Source organism: Corynebacterium sp. L4757, assembly GCF_043673995.1.
Classification (GTDB): Bacteria; Actinomycetota; Actinomycetes; order Mycobacteriales; family Mycobacteriaceae; genus Corynebacterium.
Map to the genome: position 1 here is coordinate 77846 of NZ_JBIMEN010000006.1, position 24313 is coordinate 102158.

A 24313-nucleotide genomic window follows, 5' to 3' on the forward strand; every position below is an offset into this window, starting at 1 on the left:
GCCTGACCCCACCAGGGAGCCAGACTCTTTATAGCGCTAAGCGCTTATACCTTAAGCAGTTGCTTCAACAACCTGCTCGGTGGCTGGAACGATGTTCACGGTGCGACGGTTGCGCTTGATAGCGAACTCAACTGCACCTGCTTCGAGAGCGAACAAGGTGTCGTCGCCGCCACGGCCAACGTTCTCACCTGGGTGGAACTTGGTGCCGCGCTGACGGACGATGATCTCGCCGGCCTTAACCTGCTGACCACCGAAACGCTTGACGCCGAGGCGCTTTGCCTCAGAATCGCGACCGTTGGAAGTGCTGGATGCACCCTTCTTGTGTGCCATGTGGTTTCCCTCCTTCTAAAGGTATTCGGTGGTTATTTACTTAATTCCAGTGATCTTGACTACGGTAAGCGGCTGGCGGTGGCCCATGCGCTTCTTGTAGCCAGTCTTGTTCTTGTACTTCAGGATGTCAATCTTTGGGCCACGTGCGTGCTCAACGATTTCAGCCGCAACTTCAACCTTGGACAGGTCATCAGCCTTGGACTTAACATCTGCGCCATCAACGAGCAGAATCGGGGTAAGAGCTACGGACGAACCCGGCTCACCCTCGATCTTCTCGATCTTGACGAGGTCACCTTCGGCAACCTTGTACTGCTTTCCGCCGGTCTTGACGATCGCGTACATAGAGGGTTACCCCTTATCTAAACTCGGCTCAAGAACCTGCCCGGGTGTAGTAAAAGGCAAGTCCTCGAATGGACAATTACTTCAAAACAGCGTTTAGGCGGCGCACCGTCCCTATGGGCCGGCGAAATCTTCGCCCAAACAGCAACCGTCAAAGAATACCCCGAGAAAGGTCTAAAATACAAACCGCGTTATCGACACGGCTTCGTTTCGCTTTGACTGTTGCGCAGGCACGACTCGCGAATGCGCTCAACCTGCCTAGAAAACTAGGATACAGCCAGATGGGGCAGATTCTAAAACCCCACCTGACTGCACTCACCCGCGAACTAGGAAATACCTAATTATGTGGTGCGTCGTGCCACACGGCGACGAGTGCGCCCAGCTGTGTTTTTACGCCCATTTCCACCGTCTTTCGCCACAGAGGTCTTTTCTTCCACAGACTGCTGTGGTTGTGCCTTCTGAGCCTTTGGAGTCTGGTTTGTCCCAGCCGTGGGCTGCTTGATTCGACGAACCGCACGTTTGCGCCCACGACGAACGGTAGTAACTTCTACCCCATTGTCGGTACGCACACGCCGCGTCGCAGTGCCAGTATCAGCGTTGCTTGTTGCCTCAGGCGCCGAAGCTTTGCTTGCCGATGCCTCCTTAGCCGTCGCCTTCGAGGATGCCTGCTGTGGCTGCGTTACTCGGCGTACGGCACGACGACGTCCGCGGGTGACCGCCTTGACTTGTGCCCGCTGCGATTCACGATGCTCGGACTTCGCCTTCGCATCTGCATTCTTCGTAGCTTGTTCATCCGCTGTCTCAGCTACTGGCTGAGGCTGTGCTTCGACCTGAGTCTGCTGCTGCGCAGGCTTCTTCTTAAGCGCGCGGACACGGCGACGCTTGGGGTCACGCTTGACCTGCAGACCGCTGTCCTGCTTTAGACCCTGCTCCTCATCCTGAGATGCTCGGTCTGCTGCATTTGATTCCTTTTGTGCAGCTGCACCGAAGTCCTCTGGGCGTGGCTTATAGTCACTGCGGGAGTTGCCACGAGTTTTGCGCTTGCGGCGGGGTGACTCCTCGAATTCCTTCAACACCTGTTCATAGGATTCATTACCGGAATTAGTGCGAGACTCATCATGAGGTTCGCCGTCATCATGCGACTTGTCAGCATCAGACACATAGGAAGAGAACTCCCCTACCTCATCGAGTGCTTCAGCACGTTCAGATGCAGCATAAGCAATGGACTCGATATCGCTAACAGACTCTTCTGGTTCGGCACCAGAGCTTTCAACAACGACGCCCGCAATCAGCTTCTCCAAATCGCTATCATCGCGGCGGCGTTCATTCTTAGGGGAATGCTCACGCTGTGATGACCGCTTCGGGTCAGTATTGCCCCGCTGGTTGCGGCGGCCCTTGCTATGACGAGCGGAAGACTTCGATTCTTCATCAAAAGAATCATGCTGCTCATCCTGGTGTTCGTTCTTGTTATCGCCTTTGCGGTCCTCACGATGATCGTCGCGATGGTCATTGTGAGAGTGCTTCTTGCCGCGACGCTTATCGTGGCGGTGTTCATGCTTATCATCTGCGTGTGACTCGTGGAGGCTTTCATCCACTGGATCTTCATGCAGAATCAGGCCACGACCCTGACAAACTTCACACTCGGTGGAGAAGGTCTCCAATAGCCCTGACCCCAGGCGCTTACGGGTCATCTGAACCAGACCCAATGAGGTCACCTCAGAGACCTGGTGTCGGGTGCGGTCACGGCCTAGTGCCTCTTTAAGTCGGCGCAGGACCAGTTCCTGGTTTTCAGGCAGAACCATGTCGATGAAGTCGACAACGATCATGCCGCCCAAATCGCGCAGACGCATCTGGCGAACAATTTCTTCTGCCGCCTCCAAGTTATTTTTGGTAACGGTTTCTTCCAGGTTTCCGCCGGTACCCGTGAATTTACCGGTGTTGACATCCACCACGGTCATGGCTTCAGTGCGGTCAATGACCAAGGTGCCACCCGATGGCAGCCAGACCTTTCGCGAGAGCGCCTTCTGGAGCTGTTCATCAATGCGGTAGGTCTCAAACGCATCCACGCCGCCATTTTGGCTGCGGTCATACTTCTTCACGCGATCAGCCAGGTCGGGAGCAACCATGTTGACGTAGTTGCTTACTACCTCATACGGGTATTCACCATCGACCACGAGGCGGTCGAAGTCTTCATTGAAGAGGTCACGAACAACCTTGACCAGCATCGCTGGTTCTTCATAGAGCGCAACCGGGTCTGTGCCCTTGGACTTCTTTTCCTTCTCCGCGCTGGCCTGAATGTCATTCCAGCGGTCATGAAGACGGTTTACGTCCGCAGCAATGGCTTCTTCGGAAACGTTTTCCGCTGCAGTGCGAATAATTGCGCCGCCCTGGTCTGGTACGACTCTCTCCAGGATTTCGCGCAGACGCTTGCGCTCCGGTGCCGGCAGCTTGCGGGAGATACCTGCATTTCGGCCACCTGGAACATAAACCAAGAAGCGACCTGGCAGAGAAATCTGCGTGGTCAAGCGTGGGCCCTTATGACCCATTGGATCCTTGGCAACCTGAACCAATACTTGGTCACCAGACTTTAAAGCATGCTCAATCTTGCGGGAACGCCCGCCGAGTCCCGCCTGGCGCCAATTAACTTCACCAGCGTACAAAACGCCATTGCGCCCGGTTCCGATGTCAATGAACGCTGCTTCCATGGAAGGCAGAACGTTTTGTACACGTCCCAGGTAGATGTTGCCGATGGCAGAGGTGTTGGTCTCATCGGTAACGAAGTGCTCCACCAGCATGCCGTCTTCCAACACGCCTACCTGTGTAATCGAGCCATGGTGGTCATGGCGTTCGCGTTCACGAACGACCATGGTGCGCTCAACAGCTTCCCGGCGCGCCAAGAACTCGGCTTGAGTAACGACGTGGCGGTTTTCTTTATCCTTCGAGCGCATCTCCGCGCGACGACGACGCTGGGATTCAATACGCGTGGAACCCTTGATACCGCGTGGTTCCTCAATGATTTCTACGCCATGCTCATCAACACTGTTCTTCTCAGTGTTCTCCGTTTCTTTGCCACGACCGCGGGAGGTACCCCGGCTGCCGCGACGTCGACGCGATGAGCCTTCCTGCTCATCACCATCAGCATCGCTCTTCGTCGAAGAGGCCTCTGGCTTGGTGGTCTCGCGCGGCGGCATGAAGATGGGTGCGTATGCCGCGGCTACGTCATCTTCTGGTGCAGGCTTCGCAGGTGGAGTCAGCAAGGACTCCACGAAGGAATCATCGATATCGATGTCGTGCTCTTCAGAGTCACTATCTGCGGTGTCTTCCGTAGTATGCCCATGCTCGCTCAATGCTTCAAGCGCTGCCTGGGCAAGCTCGGTTTCAACCTTGCCTTCAATCTGCAGAATCTCATTCTCGACATTCTTTTGAACGCGGTAGCGCAGCTTCTCCCCTGCTTCAGACTCCTCATCCTGTCCTGCTGATTCAGCGGAAGCTGGTTCAGAAGGGACTGATGTAGTGGCCTCGTTCACAGTGGTCTCTGGAGCCTGCTCCTGAGCACCAACTGCAGAGCCCTCCGCAGCTGGCTCCTGCCCGGAATCAGCCTTATTGTCTGCGTCTTTCGCAGGAGCAGAACGCTTCACCACGCGGCGGGTGCGGCCGCGCTTGCGTGCTGGTGATTCAGTCTCAGACTCGGCCTCTGGCGTGGTGTCAATTACCTCTGCCTGTGGCTCATCCTGCTTGAGGACTTCTTGTGCAACCGGCTCATCCGCTGGCCCGTCTGCCTTCTGCGCATTCATCTTTGGCTTCGTGCGTGATGACTTCTTCACCGCACGCTTACGGGTCTTTTTGGCTGCTGGAGCTTCTTCAGTCTGCTGTGCCTGAGCCTGTGTTTCCACTTCAGCTGACTGTTCAGCATTAGCTGACTCAGTGTTAGCTGGTTCGGTATTAGCCGTTTCGGTGTTAGCGGATGGAGCAGCATCCGACGCCGATTCCTTGGACTCTTTCTTGGCGGAGGTTGCTTTCACCGCTCGTTTACGTGGGGACTTGGACGTCTTCTTCGCTGCCTTCGTGGCCTTCTTTGCAGGCTTAGAGGTCTTTGCTGGCTTCTCGGTTTCCTCTTCTGCAGCTGATTCGCTCGTAGAAGCCTGCAATGAGTCAAAAAGTTTGGTTACTTCTTCGGTATTGAGAGCAGACTGCGCTTTCTTGTCCAATCCAATGGTGTGAAGCTGGCCAAGCAAGACCTTGGAAGAAATCCCCAGCTGCTTGGCCAAAGAATAAACCCGGACTTTATTGCCTAGTTGCTCTTTGTCTAGTTTGGCAGCCAGTGCGGCTGCGCCAGAAAGTTGTGCGTTTAATTGTTCGTCTGCTGTAGCCATCGGCCACGCTCCTGTCGTCGGTTAGGAAAAGCATCCTCGGGCGCAGGCGCTGGCATGAATCCCTCAGCGCTGCTGCCACACAAGGTGCAATTTCTCAGAAATTGAAAATGAAAACTCGTCACTTCTATGAAATTATGGGTTCCATTCTTCCACAGAAATACCAAGGCTGAGATCCTGCCATGCATAAAAGTGGATGCAATATTCCCGCTGCTTGATTAGGGTGGTTCATATGGACGATGAAACAGGTGCACAGCCCGAGTCCCAACAAGTGACTTCTAAGGACTATCAAGAAGAAAATCGCACGGGTCAAAAGGTCACCCACAAGCAGTCCACCGAACTTGCCCCCGCTGCACCTGTATCCGCGCATATCAAACACAACCGCGCCAAGAATGAAATCGACTTAAACCTGGCGCTTCGCACCGGGCTTTCAACCGGTATTGGGCTTGGGCTCATTGGCTCTGGTTCTTTAGCACTCGGTTTCATGTCCATCCCGCTTTTTGTCATTGCGGTTATCTATGGCATCAAGATGATTGCCCAACGTCCAAAGGGTATCGGGGCAGCGAATACGGAGTACAAATCTGGCGACTATTCGGCGATAACATACTGGGCACCCTTCTTACCCGCCCTTACTTGGGTCATTGCTTTCCCCTTGGATCTTTTGGGCGTTGAGCCGCTGTCTACGCCACCAGTCATCAGTTCACTTTTTAGCGGCGTGTTTTTCGGTATCAGTGGCGCCATTGGCTTATGGGCTGCTTGGAGTCAGGCTTACCGCGTTGGCAAACGCCGCATCAAGAAAATCACAGAGAAAGAAAGCCTTGAGGGCGTAACTGAAGCACGCATGAATGCAGTGGAAGAAAATCCCGATATCTTAGGGGCAATGATTGCCGTCGGCGCAGTTGATGGGAATGAAACTTCTGTAGCTAATCTGCGCCAGGTACTAGAGTGGGATAAAAAAGATACGTGGATCCTGCAAACCAGAGTTAAAGACTTGGAGCAGCTTGGACTACTCAAAGTCACCGGCATGGCATTGTATAAGGATCCTAAGCATTGGCAATTCACTGTTACCCCCGATGGCATTCGCAACATCGCGCAGCTAGGGAAACGCTAAGCCCATCGCCGTGTATATGCATGCACTAATGCATAAAGCCCAGGAAGAATACTCTTCTTGGGCTTTAAATCTTTGAGACTATGCGTTTGGCACAATCTCAGATTCGCATGAGGTTTACTTGTTTGGGAACCAGATGCCGATTTCGCGCTCTGCGGACTCAGGTGAGTCAGAGCCGTGAACAACGTTCTCACCAACGGTCAGAGCGAAGTCACCACGGATGGTGCCTGGGGTTGCCTTGGAGACTGGGTCAGTGCCGCCAGCCAGCTGACGCCAAGCGTCGATTGCGCGCTCGCCTTCAACGATGCCAGCAATCAGAGGTGCTGAGGTGATGAACTCAACGAGTTCGCCGAAGAATGGCTTATCAGCATGCTCTTCGTAGTGCTTCTCAGCGGTTTCGCGGTCTGCGGTGCGCAGGTCCAACTCGACGAGCTTGAGACCCTTGCGCTCAATGCGTGCGATGATCTCGCCGACGTGGCCATTTGCAACGCCGTCTGGCTTAATAAGAATGAGTGTACGTTCAGTCATGCTAAACATCGTAGACGAGCACTAATCACATCGCAGTTTCGGGGGAATGAAATTGCACACCTTGATACACCCGGGTGCCACATCCTAGTTAACCTCCGGTGGGATTACATGGGTCTACCAGGGGTATTTAAAGCAAAATCTTGCACTGCGAACCATCAGAACCTGCGTTAGGGTGTGGGTGCTTTGGGCCCTGCGCTCACAACATTTCACCGCGTTTTCGCAAGGATGCGGAAAACAAATCATAGTTGGTTCATGGGTGATGTGGTTGAGCACGAGGGCACCCAGGCTACAGAATTATTTAGCTTCATAAATCAAGGACTTTGCTGTGTCATGAATACTTCCCTCACTTGCCCTCGGCTCACCAAGACTCATTCCACGATTGCATTGGCAGCATTAACTTCTTTCAGCCTCAGCGCCAGCGTGCTGACTGCCCCTGCCCCAGCGAATGCACAAACCGATGCCGTGGACAGCGTCATTTTGGGCGTTGGTGCCACTGAAACCGATGTCATGTTCACCTGGATGAGCACGCTCGAGGTCCGCGATGAATATGCGATTCTTGCGCCAACAGCGGACATGGATGGAGATAAATTTCCGCAGTCCGCACAGAAAATTAAAGCTCAGCAAGAGCTGACGCGCGTTGCACGCTATGCCAATGACGTGAAAGTTTCTGACCTAGAACCTGATACTGAATACACCTACAAGGTTGGCTCTGATTCCCATGGTTGGTCCACCAATGAGACCTTCAAGACTGGTCATTCCGGTGATAATTGGAATTTCTTCTTCTATGGCGACCCACAAATCGGTGCCGGTGATAGGCCTGCTGACATCACGGGTTGGCACAACACCACGGATGTCTCCACCGCGCAATTCCCCGACGCATCTTTCTTGCTCTCTGCTGGTGACCAAGTGGAATCCGTGCTGCAGGCAGAACACCGCGGTTTCAAATCACCATCCCAGCTGCGCTCCTATCCAACGGCGGTCAATAATGGCAACCATGACGTGATTGACTATCAGCTCTACCGCCAGAACTATTCTTGGCCGAATGCCACCAATGAGCACGCTGAGCGTAACTACTTCTTTGAGCACAATAATGCGCTGATTATCTCCCTTGATGGAAACCAGCACTTGCCGTCCCAGATTGATCGTCATGCCGATTACGTCAAGGATGTGGTGGCGCAGCACGGCGGCGATAAGGATTGGATCATCACTACCTTCCACCAGCCGCCATTCTCGCAGGCCTATCACATGTCTGATCCAGGTGCAGTGCGTCTCCGCGAATCGTTGACCCCCGCGCTTTCTGAAGCAGGCGTGGATCTGGTGCTCAACGGCCACGACCACATCTACACGCGTACACACTTGATGGATGGCAATACCCCGGTCGTTCCTGACGCGTTACCTGCCCAAGGCGATGTGCTGTATCCGAAAGACAATGAAGTCCTGTACCTTACTGGAAATTCTTCTTCCGGCTCCAAGTACTACTCTTTCTGGAACGACGGTACGACCTATGAGGACATGACGCTGGAAGAATCCCGGGCACAAGGTCTCACCCAAGATTGGACCGCGTTGTGGAACCAGGACTACACCCCGGACTATTCCAACATTCAAGTCAGCCCAGAAGAGCTCACCGTCACTACCTATAACGTGGCAGATGGCTCCGTCGTCGATGAAGTGACTTTGTCCAAGGGTGACCCGGCCCATTCGGAAGAGCCGGGTACACCAGAGGAGCCTGGCACGCCGGAAGAACCGGAAACACCGGAAGCACCCGGCGACGACGAGGAGCAGGACATTGAGAACATCCTCGCAGGCTCCAGCCTGCCTAGTGGGTCCTCCATTTCCACGACGTTTGGAGCGATTTTCGCACTCCTCATGGCAATTGGTGCGGAATGGGTTGTCTCCAATGCTGATACGCGCAGAATGCTGCCATAGAAGCGAAGGATATAAATAATGGTGCAGCCGTTAATTCAAGCGGGCGCACCATTATTGTTTAATTGCGGTGGCGTTTTAGACGAAGCGTTTCACGAAGGCTTCGGCCTCAGCATAGGAAACGTACTTGAACCACAACTGGATTTGTTTGACGGCGGTGCCGAATTGGCCATCGGCAAGCAAGGCTTTAATCTTGTCCACTTGGTCATTGGATAGATCATCACGGGTCAATTCACGCTCACGACCCGGCTGCGGCGCTTGATTAGTACGCAACGCCAAAACGAGGAACACAGCGGCAGCCACCAGGCACAATAGCGGCACGAACACCGGCATATCGGCGAGATTCGCCAATAGCGCAGCCAGACAAAATAAGGCAGCAATACCGGAGTAGGTATAACGCATGGGCTACTTCTTAGCTTCCAGGTGCTGAGTGGTCAGGTAACCGCGCTTCATGCGCTCCAGAATGATAGAACGCAGATAGAGACCAAAGCCCCACACAGCTATGTACAAAATCATGATCGCGGTAATCGACCAGTGAACGAGGATACCGCCGATAGCACCCGCAAATTGCACGACCATAATCGCGGTAATAGCCCAAGGCTTGCGCGCGAATCCCAGCATCACCAGGTGGAACGCGCCCAAGATGGTGATGAACAGCCAGTTAAACGTGGTCCAGTAGCTACCGCCATCAATCTTCAACACGACCAGCAGTCCAAGGAAGATAGAGATGGCTTCCAGCAGCAACGTGGCAGAGACCATGCCATTGAAACCCTTCAACGGATCCTTGGTGGGTTCACGGCCCATGCCCAGGGGACTTATTTGCTCCGGGTGTTGTGCGTGATTGTCTGTCATGCCGGTTCCTTTCCAAACATGCTTCGTGCTTCGCCAGCGGTGACTACAGATCCAGTAATGACGATACCCGAGCCGGATTGGATTTCAGCATCCTCAGCCAATTCCACTGCCTGCGCATATGCGCCCGGCAAATCATCGGAGACGTACACGCGTTCTTCACCGAAGACGTCGCGAGCGGACTCGGCCAGCTCATAAGCGTCCAAGGCGCGTGGGGATGTATTCTGCGTAATCACGATCTCTGACAGGAAAGGCTCCAGAGCCTGCAAGATGCCCAAGGCATCTTTATCCCCCAGCACGCCAACGACGCCAACGAGACGCGCGAAGTCGAAGTCGCGATCTAGTGCCTTGCCCAACGCTTGTGCGCCATGTGGGTTGTGGGCGGCATCAATGAACGTGGTTGGTGAGGTACGCACTCGCTCCAAGCGGCCTGGACTAATGACATGGGAGAAGCTATTGCGCACATTCGCGATATCCAGCGGGTGACCCGAGGATGCGCCGAAGAAGGCTTCCACCGCGGCGAGCGCCACAGCGGCATTCTTGGCTTGGTGCTCCCCGTGCAACGGAATGAAGATATCCTCATACATGCCGCCCAGGCCTTGGAGATTGACCTGCTGGCCACCAACGGCGATACGTGATTCCACGGCAGCGAACTCACTACCGGCACGAGCCACACCAGCATCAACATCGATGGTGCGCTTCAAAATTACGTCCATCGCTTCTTGCTCCTGCTCAGCAATGATGGCGATATTTTCCTTCGGCTCCGCGAAGTCATCAGACTCCGGACGCTGTTTGATGATGCCGGCCTTCTCACCAGCAATCTCCGTCAGGGTATCCCCAAGGTAGTCAGTGTGGTCATAGCCGATCGGCATCACCACAGCGACATCCGCATTGACCACATTGGTGGCATCCCATGTGCCGCCCATGCCGACCTCGATGACTGCGACATCAACTGGGGCATCGGCGAAAGCGGCGTAGGACAAGCCTATGAGCACTTCGAACTTACTCATTGCTGGACCGCCCTTTTCGAGAGAGACCTTATCCACCATCTCTACATAAGGCTTGATCTCTTCCCAGATGCGCACATAATCACGCGGGTGGATGGGCTTTCCATCAATCCCGATGCGCTCAGTCACGCGCTGCAGGTGCGGGCTGGTCACGAGACCCACTCGGCGGTGGAAACCGCGCAGCAGTCCATCAATCATGCGCGCAGTCGACGACTTACCATTGGTGCCAGCAACCTGGATGACATCAAATGACTTCTCCGGATTGCCCAGCAGATCCATGAGCATCTCAATGCGGTCGAGGGATGGCTCTAGCTTCGTTTCCGGCCACCGGGTATTGAGCTCAGCTTCCACCACGGCCAAAGCAGCGAGTTCTTCCTCAGTGACTTCTTCAGGTGCAGCCTGGGAATATTCATCCTCCTCACCGAATCCCAGGTTGAGTTTCAGACCCGACTCAGTGATTTCCACCGGGCTATCCTCGGTGCCCTCAGCAAGAGCATCCACGAGTTCATACTCTTCGCCGGTTGATTCCGCGCCAGACTCAGCAATCAAATCATCCAGCATGCCTTTAGCTGCTTGCTGACGCTTTTCAACGCTGTCGACGTGCTCATCATGGCCCTCGCCATGGCTATCGGTGTGGCCCTCACCTGGGTTAGTCACTACTTCAGACCCTCCAAACGGGTATTAATGCGTTCTACTTCTTCCTTCGCAATGGACTGACGATCGCGGATCTTTTCTACGACGTGGTCAGGTGCCTTGGACAGGAATGCTTCATTGCCCAGCTTCGCTGTAGTCTGCTCGAGCTCCTTCTGAGCCTTCGCCAGGTCTTTCTCCAGCCGCTTGCGTTCAGCTTTGACGTCTATGGCATCGGAAGTATCCAGTGCTACCTCGACGGTCGCCTGAGATAGACGAATCTCTAGAGTTGCGGACGCAGTGAAGGAATCATCCGGTGCGGTGATATTCGCCAGATTGCGCACCAAGTCTTCTTGACCCTGCAAATCACATGCAGCAAAGTCCAGACGGCCCGGTACCTTCTGGGAAGGCTTCACGCCCTGATCCGCGCGGAAACGACGCAGCTCAGTAATGAGCTTTTCCGAATCCTGGATGCGGCGCAGCGCAACCTCATCGGTGCTTGCCCCACCATTGGTATCCGCAGCCGTTGGCCACGGCGCGATCATGATGGATTCTTCCTTCTCACCATTGGTCAATGCCTGCCAGAGAACCTCAGTCACAAATGGCATGGTTGGGTGCAGCAGGCGCAGCACAACATCCAGCACGCGGCCCAGCACGATTTGGGTATTACGTCCGGTTGCCGATTCACCATCACGTGGGATCTGGGTCTTGGCAATTTCCAGGTACCAGTCACACAGCTCATCCCACGCGAAGTGGTACAGAAGCTCATTAGCGCGTGCGAACTGGTACTCATCCAAGTAAGCATCCACACGCCCGCGAACATCTTCGGCGCGGTCGAGGATCCAGCGATCGGCATCGGTCAGCTCATCGCGGTTCGGAAGCTCACCCACGCCAGCACCATTCATCAGCGCAAACTTGGTGGCGTTAAACAGCTTGGTGGCAAAGTTACGCGCTGATGCTGCCGCATCCTGTCCCAGCGGCAAGTCCGTGCCTGGGTTGGCGTTACGGGCCAGGGTAAAGCGCAATGCATCCGCGCCATAGTCACGAACCCAATCCATCGGGTCAATGCCATTGCCCAAAGACTTGGACATCTTGCGGCCATGTTCATCACGCACCAGACCGTGCAGGTACAGGTCCTTGAAAGGAATCTGCGGGCGATCATCCTCCCCTGTTCCCAAGAGTTCAGGGGTTTCGGTGGCAGCAAAAGTACCGAACATCATCATGCGGGCAACCCAGAAGAAGATGATGTCATAGCCGGTGACCAGCACATTGGTTGGGTAGAACTTCTCCAAATCTGGAGTCTTTTCAGGCCAACCCATGGTGGAAAATGGCCACAGAGCGGAGGAAAACCACGTATCCAAGACATCTGGGTCCTGGACATAGCCTTCCGGTGCGGTCTCATCAGGGCCGACGCAGACAATGTCGCGCTCACCGTTTTCATCTTCTGGTCCGTACCAGATTGGGATGCGGTGACCCCACCACAGCTGACGGGAAATAGTCCAGTCATGCATGTTATCTACCCACTCAAAGTAGCGGGCTTCCTGTGCTTCTGGGTGAATCTTGGTATCACCAGCGCGAACGGCTTCCGCTGACATCTTTGCCATCTTCTCCACTGCCACGAACCACTGCAGGGACAGTCGTGGTTCAATCGCCTCACCGGAGCGCTCCGAGTGGCCCACGGAGTGAACATAAGGACGGATTTCCTTAACGATTCGTCCTTGCTCCGCCAGTGCCGCACGGACCTTCACGCGGGCTTCTTCACGCGACAAGCCATCAAACTGCGTACCGGTATTAGCAATGTGGCCGGTGGTGTCCATGATCGTTGGCATATCCAGATCATGACGCTTGCCCATGGCGTAGTCGTTCGGGTCATGCGCTGGCGTAATTTTCACCGCACCGGTACCGAATTCTGGATCGACATAATCATCAGCGATGACCTTCAGCTTCAGGTCATCACGGAAGGGGTGGTCAAACTCATGACCAATCAGGTGAGCGTAGCGCTCATCTTCTGGGTGAACAGCAATAGCAACGTCACCGAGCATGGTTTCCACACGGGTAGTAGCCACCACCATGTGTGGCTCAGAATCATCCAGAGAGCCATAACGTAGAGAGACCAGCTCTCCTTCAACGTCTTGGTACACCACCTCAATGTCAGAAACCGCAGTTTCCAGCACTGGCGACCAGTTAACCAGGCGGTTGGCCTGGTAAATCATGCCCTGATCATAAAGCTTCTTAAAGATGGTCTGAACCGCACGTGAGAGCCCGTCATCCAAGGTGAAACGCTCACGGGTCCAGTCAACGGAGTCGCCAATGGCCTTCATCTGAGAGGTAATAGTGGAGCCGAATTCTTCCTTCCACTCCCACACCTTGGCGATGAATTCTTCGCGTTCATAATCCCAACGGGACTTGCCCTCAAGTTCTTTCAGGCGACCCTCAACCTTGGTCTGAGTAGCAATGCCCGCGTGGTCAAAGCCAGGCAGCCACAGAGTGGAATAGCCCTGCATGCGCTTGCGGCGAATAATTGAGTCCATAAGCGTATGGTCCAGCGCGTGGCCCATATGAAGCTGGCCCGTCACATTCGGTGGCGGCAGCACAATGGAGAAAGGCTCCTTCTTCGGATCTTCATCCGGTTGGAAGTAGCCCTTTTCCACCCAGCTTTCATAAAGCTTCGCTTCTACTGCCTGGGGATCCCAGGACTTAGGCAAAGCGTCTGCGCGGTTAGTACCAATAGTCTTATTCTGCTCAGTCACGCAGACAATTCTACACTGCAGCCAACCTGCTTACTTCAGCAGGTCAGCCACCATGTCACGCTCTGCCTTCAGCTCGTCGACGGAAGCTTGAATGCGGGCCAACTGGGCATCGGAAAGCTCTAAGCCTTCTACAACCTCCCAGCCTCCTGCCACCGCACGGGTAGGCAAACCAACAAAAAGACCTTCCTCGATACCGTATGAGCCATCGGAGTAAATGGCTGCCGTTCGCCAGGCCTGTGGGTCTTCAACACCGTGGATCCAGTCACGCATATGGTCAATGGAAGCCGATGCCGCCGATGCTGCTGAGGAACTGCCGCGCACCTCAATAATCTCAGCGCCACGCTTGGCAACGGTCGGGATGAGATAATCCTCCACCCATGTTGCATCCACCAGGTCTGTGACCTGCTTGCCCTGCGCGGTGGCATAGGTGATATCCGGGAACTGGGTCGCTGAGTGATTGCCCCACACCGCAATCTGAGCAAAATCTGCCACTGGGATATCCAGCTTCGAAGATAGCTGCGACACCGTGCGATTGTGGTCTAGACGCATAAGCGCATTGAATTGCTCCGGCATCAAATCTGGTGCGTGCGACGAGGCAATCAGAGCATTGGTATTTGCTGGGTTTCCAACAATGAGCACGCGGACGTCCCGGCGCGCTACCTCATTGAGCGCTGCGCCCTGTTCACTAAAAATCGCGCCATTGGCTTCCAAAAGGTCTGCGCGTTCCATCCCCTTGGAACGTGGCTTTGCGCCGATCAGGAATGCTGCAGAGACATCCCGAAATGCCTCACGGGGATCGGTTGTCACCTGGATGTCTGTCACCAATGGAAACGCCGAGTCCAGCAATTCCATGGCCACACCTTGGGCTGCCTGCAGCGCTGGTTCAATCTCCAGCAGATTCAACTGCACCGGCTGGTCTGCACCATAGACCTCACCGGCAGCTAAGCGCCAAAGAAGTGAGTAGGCGATATTTCCGGCAGCCCCCGTCACCGCTATCTTGACAGGCTCGGCGGCGGTGACGTCTGCGAATGATTCACCAGAATTCAACGTATCGGACATGTTTTGAGACCTTCCTAGAATTTACGGACCAAAGCTGCACTTCCATTGGCACACCACCGTGGTGCGCGCGTGGCCCCAGCCTAGTCTGAATCCCATACCGACATCCGCCAACCCCAAATGTGGTTGACAAACTCACATTTTTGACCCGAATTACCCCCACTATTCCTGCGCTTATGCAGCATTTTCTTGGTTAATTACCGTTCACGCAACACCTTTGGCTGGTTTGGGGCACGATAGAGGGCAAAGGCTAGGATTGACTTTCTCATTTTTTCAACAATCTGAATCGGTTCATTCGGCCCTATCCACATAAAGCGCAGCGTCTGAGACGCGAAACCGAATAATACAAGACAGGGAGACTTGCACAGGATGACAACCAATGACCACGTTGACGCTTCGGCCAATGTGACTATTGAGGATGTCATTGGCATTGCCATTTCTCTCTTTGCCACCGATGGTTATGACGGAACTAAGTTAGACGATATTTCCCGTGAATCAGGAATGTCTAAGCGCATGATTCACTACCATTTCGGTGACAAGAAGGGGCTGTACATGCAAGCCCTGAACCAAGCCGTGGCAGTTTTGCAGCCTCCTGCAGACCAGTTGGTTATTGACTCTGCCGTCCCGGTTGAAGGTATGCGCAAACTGGTGGATTCCATCTTTGATCTGTTCATGAAGGAACAGAATGCGTTACGCCTGTTGGTGCAGGAAAACACGCATCCCGTCATGGATGGCTCCGACCAGCCCGCTATTGGTGATGTCTCCCCAGTCATGTTGCACCTCAACCGTCTGCTCATGCTCGGCCAAGACTCCGGCGCATTCCGCCCAGGCATTTCAGCTAATGATATTTATCTGCTGATCACTTCGATGATCTTGCTGCCGGTGTCCATGCAAAGCACCACACAAAATCTCTTTAACGTGGATCTGTCTTCGCCTGAGAATGCCCGTGGCATGCACCGCCTGATTGTGGACATGGTCCTAGCTTTCTTGACCTCGAATATCCCCGATAGCGGCCACCAAAGCTATTTGGAGGAAGACATCTCAGAGACCAAGGCTGATTCTCCTTCCAGTATCTACGACGGCGAAGACGGCGACATCTTCTCTTAAACCAAGAAAATAAAGGAAGTTCCTTATCCCCGAACCAAACGTGGGGATAAGGAACTTCCTTTTGCTGCTATCCACCCTTCTCCTTGAGGAGGTGGGACTAGGATGCTCTTTCTTCAGAATCAGAGTAGACGAATTCTGGTTCTGCCTCACCGCGAACAACCTCTGCGCTAATGCGCACGGTGTCAATGTCTTCACGGTCTGGCAAGTCATACATCACGGGAACAAGGAGCTCCTCCAGGATGGCGCGCAGACCACGCGCACCGGTCTTACGCTCAAGCGCGAGCTCAGCGATTTCACCCAGCGCACCTGGCTCAAACTCCAAGTGCGCACCGTCCATCTCAAAGAGACGCTGGTACTGCTTGACCAAAGAGTTCTTTGGCTCAGTCAGAACCTGCACAAGCGACTCACGGTCTAGGTTATCTACGGTAGCAACAACTGGAAGACGGCCAATGAACTCTGGGATGAGTCCGAACTTGACCAAGTCTTCTGGGCGAACCTTTTCAAAGAGGTCAACACGCTCACGCTCTTGGGCAGTGTCCAACTTGGAACCGAAGCCAACGCCCTTCTTACCAACGCGTTCTGCGATGACCTTTTCCAAGCCAGCAAAGGCACCAGCGACGATGAACAGAATGTTGGAAGTATCCAGCTGGATGAATTCCTGGTTCGGGTGCTTACGTCCGCCCTGTGGTGGGATGGAAGCAACCGTGCCTTCAAGAATCTTCAGCAGTGCCTGCTGAACACCCTCACCGGAGACATCACGCGTAATCGAAGGATTATCCGACTTGCGTGAAATCTTATCTACCTCATCAACATAGATGATGCCGCGGCTTGCGCGGTCCACATCAAAGTCTGCAGCCTGAAGCAGCTTGAGCAAGATATTCTCTACGTCTTCGCCGACGTAGCCTGCCTCAGTTAACGACGTGGCATCAGCAATAGCGAATGGGACATCCAGCATGCGTGCCAATGTCTGCGCCAGGTAGGTCTTACCGGAACCGGTTGGGCCAAGCATGAGGATATTGGACTTGGAAATCTCAATCTCATCCTCTTTTGGCGCACGACGGCTATTAGACGCGGCTGCTGCCTGCTGCTCTTCTGCCTTGATGCGCTTGTAGTGGTTATAAACCGCTACGGACAATACCCGCTTAGCGGCATCCTGACCGATGACGTACTTATCCAGGAATGAAGAGATTTCCGAAGGACGTGGAAGCTTCTTTTCTTCATTCTCTGCCGCCTGTGTTTGAGCCGCACCGAGCTCCTCTTCCAGAATCTCATTGCACAGCTCAATGCACTCATCACAGATGTAGACGCCACCGCCGGCGATCAGCTTCTTAACTTGCTTCTGGCTCTTGCCACAGAAGGAACACTTAAGCAGGTCAGCGCTTTCTTGCATACGTGCCATGAAGATCTTTCTACTTGGAGAAATGAGTGCGTGAAGTTTTCTCGCTTACAGCCAAATTCTATCGCTATAAACGACCCATGTGTGCGACGTTAACTTCTCACCGCCGCAGGCGTATTTACTCCACCTTAGTAAATGGTGCCTACTTCCCACCAACGCGACATTCACCCCAGTCATTCCCAGCGTCGTCCTTCCCCATCCTCGCAGCTAGTACACCTTCAAAGCCTTTTCAGCCCTTAGCGAACACATCCCCAACCACTTCCACAGAAACGTAGCCCCTTTGAAATGCAAGAGCCGGTCGCTCACATTTAGTGAAACGACCGGCCAAAGTCTATCCATGACTAGCGGCGCCATGGCCTCATGGTGCCAACGGGCATCACGACTAGCGGAAGGTAGCGAATTGCTTGACTACCCACTTGGAGATGAATAGCAAAATGATACCCAAGATGACTGAGGCGACACCTAGGGAGATGAAGAAGGTGTTCTCAGCGGAAGCATCTTCTGGGTGGTAGAAGGAAGCCAAAGAGCCCGCGAGAGAAGTACCGACGGACACAGCCATCATCCATACCGCCATCATGCGGGATGGGAAGGCTTCTGGCGCAACCTTGGTGGCCAAAGAGTTGCCGACTGGAGACAGCATCAGCTCACCCATGGTGAAGAGGAAGAGAATCCAGACAATCGCAATCATTGGGGTGGAGTTCGCTGCACCGCCGGAGAAAGGCAGGAAGAAGAACAAGGAAACACCAATGATGATGTTGGCAATACCGAACTTCACCGGTGTGGACCACTGGCGCTTACCCAGCTTGGTCCACGCAGCTGCAAAGACACCAGAGAAGATAATGATGAAGATTGGGTTGAAGGACTGAACCAGTGATGGCGGGATTTCCCAGCCCAAAATTTCGCGATCCAGGCGGACATCAGAGTAGATGGTCAACACGGTGAACTGCTGCTGGAAGATAGCGAAGAACAGCACGCCAGAGATGAACATCGGGATGAAACCGATAAGACGCTTGCGTTCCAAGTCGGTGGTCAAATCAGAGCGGTACATCTGCAGCCACAGCACGATGGCTGCGATCAGCGCGACGATGGTCACGATATTCGCCAACCAGTGCATCTCTAGAATGCCGGTGGACAGCAAGACCGTGAAGATAGCAACGATTGCGATAATGACTACACCAGCCCAGATGAGCTGGCTCTTGGTTGCCGGGTTTGGAACCTCGTGGCCGGCTTCTTTGATGGTGTGACCGCGCATAGCCATGTACTGGATAAGACCCAGCGCCATACCCACTGCGGCGATACCGAAGCCCCAGTGGAAGCCTTTCCAACCCCACATCGCGGTGGTGATCAGTGGGCCGAGCAGACCGCCGATGTTGATGCCCATGTAGAAGATGGAGAAACCACCATCACGGCGTGGATCATCACGGGAATACAGCGAGCCCAGAACAACCTGCGCGGTGGTCTTCACACCACCGGAGCCGATTGCAATCAGGACTAGGCCGATGCCCAGACCAGTAATGCCGGGGATGATCGCGAGTGCGATGTGGCCGAGCATGACCATGATGGCCGAGTAGAACAGAGTGCGCTCTGAGCCAAGGGCTTTATCTGCGACCAGAGAGGCCAAGAGGCAGGCCATGTAGACCAAGCCGCCGTAGGCGCCCACGATGGAAGCCGCTGCTGCCTGAGGGATGCCCAGGCCGCCGTCGGTAACGGAATAGTACATGTAGAGCAGGACGATGGCTTGCATGCCGTAGAAGCTGAAACGCTCCCACATTTCAACGCCAAAGAGGTTAGCCAGTCCCCAAGGATGGCCGAAGAATTGCTTCTCCTCCTGCTCTGGCGCGCGATGTGAATCACCTGCGCCAACTGATGTTTGAGTAGAAGACATGGATTAAATTTCACCACATGCTCAACCCCCAAACAAAATCAATTAACCTTAGTTTAAGCAGGTCAACGCCATAACTCGAATTCTGCAACCACTTTGGTTAGGGCCAATCCTAGGGCACGAATTGCCTCGATTAAGCAATTCTAAGCATGTTGTAGTATCGCTGCTTTCATCTTGTAAACGCAGCAAGATCGGCATTGGATTCACCACTATCAGATCCTAAAAGGGCGCAATCTTGACATCTCAGCGCAATCTCCATGCATGAAATTACTCAATCTACACAATGCTCAATTTAGTGAATTAAAGAACAATCGAGGCCTAGTGTCTAATTTCCCACCATATGGGAAATTCACCGTGATTTTGCCCTGCGACGCTATGCTTTCCTGGACACATCAACGAATAAAATCGGCCCCTACACAAAAGCCAAAGTGGGGATGGACTCAATAATGAATCCATCCCCACTGCAATGAAGAGCTTTGCCTGACAGGCTAAAGAATCATTTAGGAGTTGAGCTTGCGGTAATCAAAGACCTGATCGATGATGCCGTACTCTACTGCTTCTTCAGCGGTCAAAATCTTATCGCGGTCAGTATCTGCACGGACCTGCTCAGCGGTCTTACCGGTGTGCTCAGCCAAGGTGTGCTCCATCAGGCGACGCATACGCTCGATTTCAGCAGCCTGGATTTCCAGGTCAGAAACCTGGCCTTGGGTGCCCTGGGTTGCTGGCTGGTGAATCAACACGCGGGAGTTAGGAAGCGCTGCACGCTTGCCTGGCGCGCCTGCTGCCAGAAGGACAGCAGCTGCGGATGCAGCCTGGCCCAAGCAGACCGTCTGCACGTCTGGGCGAACATAACGCATGGTGTCATAAATTGCCATCAACGCGGTGAAAGAACCACCTGGGGAGTTGATGTACATGGTGATGTCGCGATCTGGGTCCATGCCCTCAAGAACGAGCAGCTGCGCCATGATGTCATTGGCGGAGGTGTCATCAACCTGGGTGCCTAGGAAGATGATGCGCTCTTCGAAGAGCTTGGAGTATGGGTTGGTTTCCTTCGTGCCCTGTGCCGACTGCTCAATAAAGGATGGCAGTACGTAACGGGATGAAGGCATCTGGAAGTTAGACATAATAGTTATTCTCCTTTATCCCTTAGTTGCTAATGGAACCGTGTGCGGCTGAAATAACGTGGTCAACATGGCCATATTCCTTAGCTTCCTGAGCAGTGAACCAGCGGTCACGGTCAGAGTCCTTGGTAATCTGCTCAAAGGTCTGACCGGTGTGCTCTGCAATCAGCTCTGCCATCTCACGCTTGGTTGCAGCGAACTGCTCAGCCTGAATAGCAATATCGGATGCGGTACCGCCAACGCCTGCGGAAGGCTGGTGCATCATGATGCGTGCGTGAGGCAGTGCAAAGCGCTTGCCCTTGGTGCCACCGGAGAGCAGGAACTGGCCCATCGATGCAGCCAAGCCCATGCCGTAAGTACGGATATCACATGGTGAGTACTTCATCGTGTCGTAGATAGCCATACCTGCGGTGACAGAGCCGCCTGGGGAGTTAATGTACAGCGAGATATCGCGGTTTGGGTCCTCAGCGGAAAGCAGCAGAATCTGCGCACACAGCTTATTGGCAATCTCATCATCCACCTGGGTACCCAGGAAGATAATGCGCTCACTAAGAAGACGCTCATAGACGCTGTCGCCCAGGTTCATTCCGACGCTCTGGGAGGACATCTGAAGCTTGTCAGACATGGTTAATGCTCCTTGTCAGTTCTAATGTTTATTGTTGGCCCTGAAGAGAGTCCTCTTCATTGTCAATGGCACCTACCCTACTTAAATTGGCCCTCCCTATGCGACAAAATATGTCCTTGTTCGCTGATAGCGTTAACTCTCCTTGGGAAACATCGCCCCAAGGTCTATCAGGTCACATCCCGCACGCAGCGCCATACTTACACCGATGTCACCATCGCCAGTCAATAGTTCCACAACAAGCTGGCGCAAAGCCTAAGAATGCCTTAAGGATCAGCAAAGGACCTAGCACAATGCTAGGTCCTTTGCTGATGAGCTCATTTAAGTAGAGCACGAAGGAGGAACTAAATCCTCAGGCAGCTTTATGCCTCGTCGTTGGACGCTTCTTCAGCTGCTGCAGAGTCTTCCTCGCCGAAGTACTGCTCAACGTCAACAGCATTGCCTTCATCGTCCTTAGCCTCAACACGGCAGATAGCTGCTGCCAGTGCCTTGCCGCGACGAACGTCAGCGAACAGGTTGCCGATCTGGCCGTTGGAGGAAATCTGCTGGATGAACTGGTTAGGGTCCATGCCGTAGGACTGAGCGGTGAACAGGATGTGGTCGCTCAGCTCCTGCTGGGAAACCTCAGGCTCTTCGATGTCAGCCAGGGTATCCAGGAACAGCTGGGTACGTACAGACTCTTCAGCGGACTCGCGGGATTCCTGGTCGAACTTCTCGCGGGTGGTGCCCTGTGCTTCGAGCAGACGGGTCAGAGCAGCGTCATCATGCGCCATCTCGCCAAGGATCTGGTGCAGCTGTGCGTGAACCTGCTCATCAACAACGGACTTAGGAAGCTCGAAGGAAACCTCTGCGAGAGCAGCCTTCAAAACCTCGTCGCGGATTGCCACTGCCTGGTCGTTCTTCTTGGACTCTTCCAGGCCAGACTTGGTGGATTCACGCAGCTCGTCGATGGTGTCGAACTCGGATGCTTCCTGTGCAAAGTCATCATTCAGCTCAGGCAGCTTGCGCTCCTTGGTCTGCTGAACGCGAACCTTGATGGTTGCTTCCTTGTCCTTGTGCTCGCCGGACTCGATGGTCGCGGTGAACTCATTGTCTTCATCGGTCTTCAGGCCACGCAGTGCAGTGTCCAGGCCCTTGATGAGGTCGTCATCGCCAACGCGGTAGGACAGGCCTTCGGTGGAGATGTCAGAGACCTTCTCACCATCTACTTCAGCGTCGATGTCGATGATTGCGTAGTCACCGGTCTTCAACTTGCGCTTGGTGTCCTTGAGCTCACCGAAGCGCTCTGCGAGCTGGTTGAGCTCATTCTCAACGTCTTCGTCGGTTACAGCAAGGGCTGGAACGGTGACGGAGATCTTTGAGAAGTCAGGAACCTCAATCTCTGGGCGAACATCAACTTCAGCGGTGAATTCAACGAAGTCGTTGTCTTCTACCTTTGGGATGTCGATGTCTGGCTGGCCGATAACCTTGAGTTCGTTTTCGTTGACAGCCTGTTCGTAACGGGATGGAAGCATGTCGTTGACGACCTGCTCCAGCATTGCGCCACGGCCGAAGCGTGCATCGATCAGCTGGCGTGGTGCCTTGCCCTTACGGAAACCCGGAATCTGTACCTGCTGCGCAATCGCAGAGTAAGCCTGGTCGATTTCCTTGTCGAGCTCAGCGAACGGAACGTTGACGGTGAGCTTGACGCGGGTGTCGCTCAGCTTGTCCACGGTAGTCTTCACGAGTATTTCTCCTGATTAGTTGTCTGCATTAACTTACTGCTGCAGTGTTTAGAAATTGTCAAGTGTTAAATTTACCAAACACCATTTTGAAACAGTAAAGGGGTCTGGGAAAATCCTTTATCAGGCTTCCCAGACCCCATACGTCGGGGCGACAGGATTTGAACCTGCGACCCCCTGCTCCCAAAGCAGGTGCGCTACCAAACTGCGCCACGCCCCGTATGTAAGCCACCGGAGTTCAACTCCGTGCTGCGTACGTTTGAATACTCTAGCCTAGGAAGTTTTAAAGCTACAAATCCGACCCCACTTTTAAGAAGACGCGCACTATTTCCGCAGGTCAAGAGCAATCAAGAAAAGTCGTCTGCCATATTGGTTTTCGCATTTCCACGACTTTAAAGCACTCAGAGTTATCGTTCTAATCATCATCGACAATCCCCGGGGAGCTTCCAGTGCCGCCAGTTAATGCTCACTTCCCCAGAGCGGCTTCAATCTCCGTCACGGCTATGTCGAGCCTGATTCGCTCTTGCTCAATTCTTAAGTGCCCCGCCATGATCAACTGTTCTAGGGCCTCGGATTCTTGTGCTGTCAGTGATTTAAGACTTTCAGCAACAAAGCTCCGATCCGCAACCCCGAGATAGGCCCAACGGGTAACCGTTTCCGGATCCATAAGAACCGACCTAGTTCCCGGAACTCGGGCACGAACTTGGTCTAGTATCTTAAAACCATCGATATCCAGGTCACTCCAATAGAAGAGCGCCTGCTTCTGAAAAAATTCGGCAGTCACGATGTCTAGTACTCGATAACCTGCTCCCCAAGCCAGGATAACGCCCGGCCAGGTGGGCAGAGCAAGGAAGGACTCAAGGTTTTCCACCATCAAGACTGCCCGCGCAGCTTCTAAAGCTGACAGATTGCTCAGGGTAGTTTCGATATCACTCAGTCCACCGGGTCCCTCTGATTCGTGAAATCGCAGCCGTACCCGGGTTTCCGGTGTACTCAACCCCAATTCTGCTCGCCCTTGCTCCCCGCGCTTATCCGCTAAGAAGGTTTCCACGAGCTCTTTGTGCCTCTCCAACCATTTGGTATGCACTCCTTCAACAGCCACCGCCCTTTTAAGCAGACCAGAATCAGGATTCTCTACAAACCACTGCACCACGGGAGCAATTTTCTCAATGTCCTCCATCGGAAGCTCATTCCACAATTTGATGGTGCTTGTTCGTGCGTCCACACTGAACGCTGCAAGAGCATCAAATCGGTTCAGCAGTTCGTCCCAATCCCGATCTGCTTCTGCAAATTTAATAAGCGCCTCCATTGAGTCAAACACCAATCGGATAGGCACTTCTACACGTCCGAGACCGGCGGAGGACCAGTTCCTTGCAACGAATTCAACGTTCTCCTGGTGCTCCCACTGTCGAATGAACGCCTGTGTTTCTTCATACTTTTGAGCTGCCTTCACGGCGGTCGGCGGTTGTAAGCCGACTCTATAACCGTCAAACTCTCCACGCAGGAATTCTTTAAGATGCGATATGTAGTAGCGGTGGATTTTGGCTCGAGCTTCGGCGACAGTTAATGGCATT

Annotated in this window: 18 protein-coding genes and 1 tRNA gene; 3 read left to right on the forward strand and 16 right to left on the reverse strand. The window is 53.8% G+C overall.

Annotated elements, in window-relative coordinates; translation table 11 throughout:
• Positions 1-51: 51 nt before the first annotated feature.
• The 3 genes from rpmA to ACG98I_RS08715 all read right to left on the reverse strand — a co-directional run bounded on the left by rpmA (position 52) and on the right by ACG98I_RS08715 (position 5042).
• Complete coding sequence (rpmA, locus tag ACG98I_RS08705) at positions 52-330, reverse strand: 50S ribosomal protein L27 (RefSeq protein WP_394720067.1); 279 nt, start codon at positions 328-330, stop codon at positions 52-54.
• Positions 331-366: 36 nt separating this feature from the next.
• Positions 367-672 carry a 50S ribosomal protein L21 gene (gene rplU, locus ACG98I_RS08710; RefSeq protein ID WP_394720069.1) on the reverse strand — a complete coding sequence of 102 codons (306 nt, stop codon included), beginning with the start codon at positions 670-672 and terminating at the stop codon, positions 367-369.
• 338 nt (positions 673-1010) lie between these two features.
• Positions 1011-5042 (reverse strand): translation initiation factor IF-2 N-terminal domain-containing protein, encoded by a 4032-nt coding sequence (locus ACG98I_RS08715; RefSeq protein ID WP_394720070.1) that lies wholly within the window; start codon positions 5040-5042, stop codon positions 1011-1013.
• A gap of 268 nt (positions 5043-5310) precedes the next feature.
• Here ACG98I_RS08715 and ACG98I_RS08720 point away from each other — a divergent pair, with 268 nt between their 5' ends.
• Entirely contained in the window at positions 5311-6150 is an 840-nt protein-coding gene (locus ACG98I_RS08720; protein ID WP_394720071.1) for a hypothetical protein, read from the forward strand.
• 114 nt (positions 6151-6264) lie between these two features.
• Here the strand turns inward: ACG98I_RS08720 and ndk are convergent, their stop codons facing one another.
• The gene (ndk, locus tag ACG98I_RS08725; protein WP_394720073.1) at positions 6265-6675 is read right to left on the reverse strand and encodes a nucleoside-diphosphate kinase; all 411 of its coding nucleotides are present in this window, start codon (positions 6673-6675) and stop codon (positions 6265-6267) included.
• 330 nt (positions 6676-7005) lie between these two features.
• On the opposite strand from ndk, the gene ACG98I_RS08730 reads away from it, so the two are divergent.
• Complete coding sequence (locus ACG98I_RS08730) at positions 7006-8601, forward strand: fibronectin type III domain-containing protein (RefSeq protein ID WP_394720074.1); 1596 nt, start codon at positions 7006-7008, stop codon at positions 8599-8601.
• Positions 8602-8676: 75 nt separating this feature from the next.
• Here ACG98I_RS08730 and ACG98I_RS08735 read toward each other — a convergent pair whose 3' ends face one another.
• From ACG98I_RS08735 to ACG98I_RS08755, 5 genes are all read right to left on the reverse strand, one after another.
• Positions 8677-9000, reverse strand: a complete 324-nt coding sequence (locus ACG98I_RS08735) for a hypothetical protein (protein ID WP_394720076.1) — start codon at positions 8998-9000, stop codon at positions 8677-8679.
• Positions 9001-9003: 3 nt separating this feature from the next.
• Complete coding sequence (locus ACG98I_RS08740; RefSeq protein ID WP_394720077.1) at positions 9004-9450, reverse strand: DUF4233 domain-containing protein; 447 nt, start codon at positions 9448-9450, stop codon at positions 9004-9006.
• Positions 9447-11015 carry a bifunctional folylpolyglutamate synthase/dihydrofolate synthase gene (locus ACG98I_RS08745; protein WP_394720269.1) on the reverse strand — a complete coding sequence of 523 codons (1569 nt, stop codon included), beginning with the start codon at positions 11013-11015 and terminating at the stop codon, positions 9447-9449. The genes ACG98I_RS08740 and ACG98I_RS08745 overlap by 4 nt, the downstream gene beginning before the upstream one ends.
• Before the next feature lie 95 nt (positions 11016-11110).
• Positions 11111-13834 (reverse strand): valine--tRNA ligase, encoded by a 2724-nt coding sequence (locus tag ACG98I_RS08750; protein ID WP_394720079.1) that lies wholly within the window; start codon positions 13832-13834, stop codon positions 11111-11113.
• Positions 13835-13864: 30 nt separating this feature from the next.
• The gene (locus tag ACG98I_RS08755) at positions 13865-14893 is read right to left on the reverse strand and encodes a malate dehydrogenase (RefSeq protein ID WP_394720081.1); all 1029 of its coding nucleotides are present in this window, start codon (positions 14891-14893) and stop codon (positions 13865-13867) included.
• Positions 14894-15259: 366 nt separating this feature from the next.
• On the opposite strand from ACG98I_RS08755, the gene ACG98I_RS08760 reads away from it, so the two are divergent.
• Positions 15260-15997: a TetR/AcrR family transcriptional regulator gene (locus ACG98I_RS08760; protein WP_394720083.1), complete on the forward strand. Its 738-nt coding sequence runs from the start codon at positions 15260-15262 to the stop codon at positions 15995-15997.
• Positions 15998-16094: 97 nt separating this feature from the next.
• On the opposite strand, the gene clpX is transcribed toward ACG98I_RS08760, so the two are convergent.
• The 7 genes from clpX to ACG98I_RS08795 form a co-directional block, all read right to left on the reverse strand.
• The gene (clpX, locus tag ACG98I_RS08765; protein WP_394720084.1) at positions 16095-17396 is read right to left on the reverse strand and encodes an ATP-dependent Clp protease ATP-binding subunit ClpX; all 1302 of its coding nucleotides are present in this window, start codon (positions 17394-17396) and stop codon (positions 16095-16097) included.
• Between the two features lie 379 nt (positions 17397-17775).
• Complete coding sequence (locus tag ACG98I_RS08770) at positions 17776-19278, reverse strand: peptide MFS transporter (protein WP_394720086.1); 1503 nt, start codon at positions 19276-19278, stop codon at positions 17776-17778.
• Between the two features lie 497 nt (positions 19279-19775).
• Positions 19776-20399 (reverse strand): ATP-dependent Clp protease proteolytic subunit, encoded by a 624-nt coding sequence (locus ACG98I_RS08775; RefSeq protein ID WP_394720087.1) that lies wholly within the window; start codon positions 20397-20399, stop codon positions 19776-19778.
• Positions 20400-20421: 22 nt separating this feature from the next.
• On the reverse strand, positions 20422-21021 hold the full coding sequence (locus ACG98I_RS08780) for an ATP-dependent Clp protease proteolytic subunit (protein ID WP_394720089.1): 600 nt from the start codon (positions 21019-21021) through the stop codon (positions 20422-20424).
• A 359-nt stretch (positions 21022-21380) separates the two neighbouring features.
• Positions 21381-22742, reverse strand: a complete 1362-nt coding sequence (tig, locus tag ACG98I_RS08785) for a trigger factor (RefSeq protein WP_394720090.1) — start codon at positions 22740-22742, stop codon at positions 21381-21383.
• Between the two features lie 143 nt (positions 22743-22885).
• Positions 22886-22959 (reverse strand) — tRNA-Pro (locus ACG98I_RS08790).
• A 246-nt stretch (positions 22960-23205) separates the two neighbouring features.
• A complete protein-coding gene (locus tag ACG98I_RS08795) occupies positions 23206-24312 on the reverse strand; it encodes a Wadjet anti-phage system protein JetD domain-containing protein (RefSeq protein ID WP_394720092.1) in 1107 nt (368 codons plus the stop codon).
• Between the last annotated feature and the right edge of the window lies 1 nt (position 24313).

Bases quoted from the DNA above. Each gene is read 5' to 3' on its own strand.
- rpmA (WP_394720067.1), bottom strand. From the start codon at position 330: ATGGCACACAAGAAGGGTGCATCCAGCACTTCCAACGGTCGCGATTCT.
- rplU (WP_394720069.1), bottom strand. From the start codon at position 672: ATGTACGCGATCGTCAAGACCGGCGGAAAGCAGTACAAGGTTGCCGAA.
- ACG98I_RS08715 (WP_394720070.1), bottom strand. From the start codon at position 5,042: ATGGCTACAGCAGACGAACAATTAAACGCACAACTTTCTGGCGCAGCC.
- ndk (WP_394720073.1), bottom strand. From the start codon at position 6,675: ATGACTGAACGTACACTCATTCTTATTAAGCCAGACGGCGTTGCAAAT.
- ACG98I_RS08730 (WP_394720074.1), top strand. From the start codon at position 7,006: ATGAATACTTCCCTCACTTGCCCTCGGCTCACCAAGACTCATTCCACG.
- ACG98I_RS08735 (WP_394720076.1), bottom strand. From the start codon at position 9,000: ATGCGTTATACCTACTCCGGTATTGCTGCCTTATTTTGTCTGGCTGCG.
- ACG98I_RS08740 (WP_394720077.1), bottom strand. From the start codon at position 9,450: ATGACAGACAATCACGCACAACACCCGGAGCAAATAAGTCCCCTGGGC.
- ACG98I_RS08745 (WP_394720269.1), bottom strand. From the start codon at position 11,015: ATGCTGGATGATTTGATTGCTGAGTCTGGCGCGGAATCAACCGGCGAA.
- ACG98I_RS08755 (WP_394720081.1), bottom strand. From the start codon at position 14,893: ATGTCCGATACGTTGAATTCTGGTGAATCATTCGCAGACGTCACCGCC.
- ACG98I_RS08760 (WP_394720083.1), top strand. From the start codon at position 15,260: ATGACAACCAATGACCACGTTGACGCTTCGGCCAATGTGACTATTGAG.
- clpX (WP_394720084.1), bottom strand. From the start codon at position 17,396: ATGGCACGTATGCAAGAAAGCGCTGACCTGCTTAAGTGTTCCTTCTGT.
- ACG98I_RS08770 (WP_394720086.1), bottom strand. From the start codon at position 19,278: ATGTCTTCTACTCAAACATCAGTTGGCGCAGGTGATTCACATCGCGCG.
- ACG98I_RS08775 (WP_394720087.1), bottom strand. From the start codon at position 20,399: ATGTCTAACTTCCAGATGCCTTCATCCCGTTACGTACTGCCATCCTTT.
- ACG98I_RS08780 (WP_394720089.1), bottom strand. From the start codon at position 21,021: ATGTCTGACAAGCTTCAGATGTCCTCCCAGAGCGTCGGAATGAACCTG.
- ACG98I_RS08795 (WP_394720092.1), bottom strand. From the start codon at position 24,312: ATGCCATTAACTGTCGCCGAAGCTCGAGCCAAAATCCACCGCTACTAC.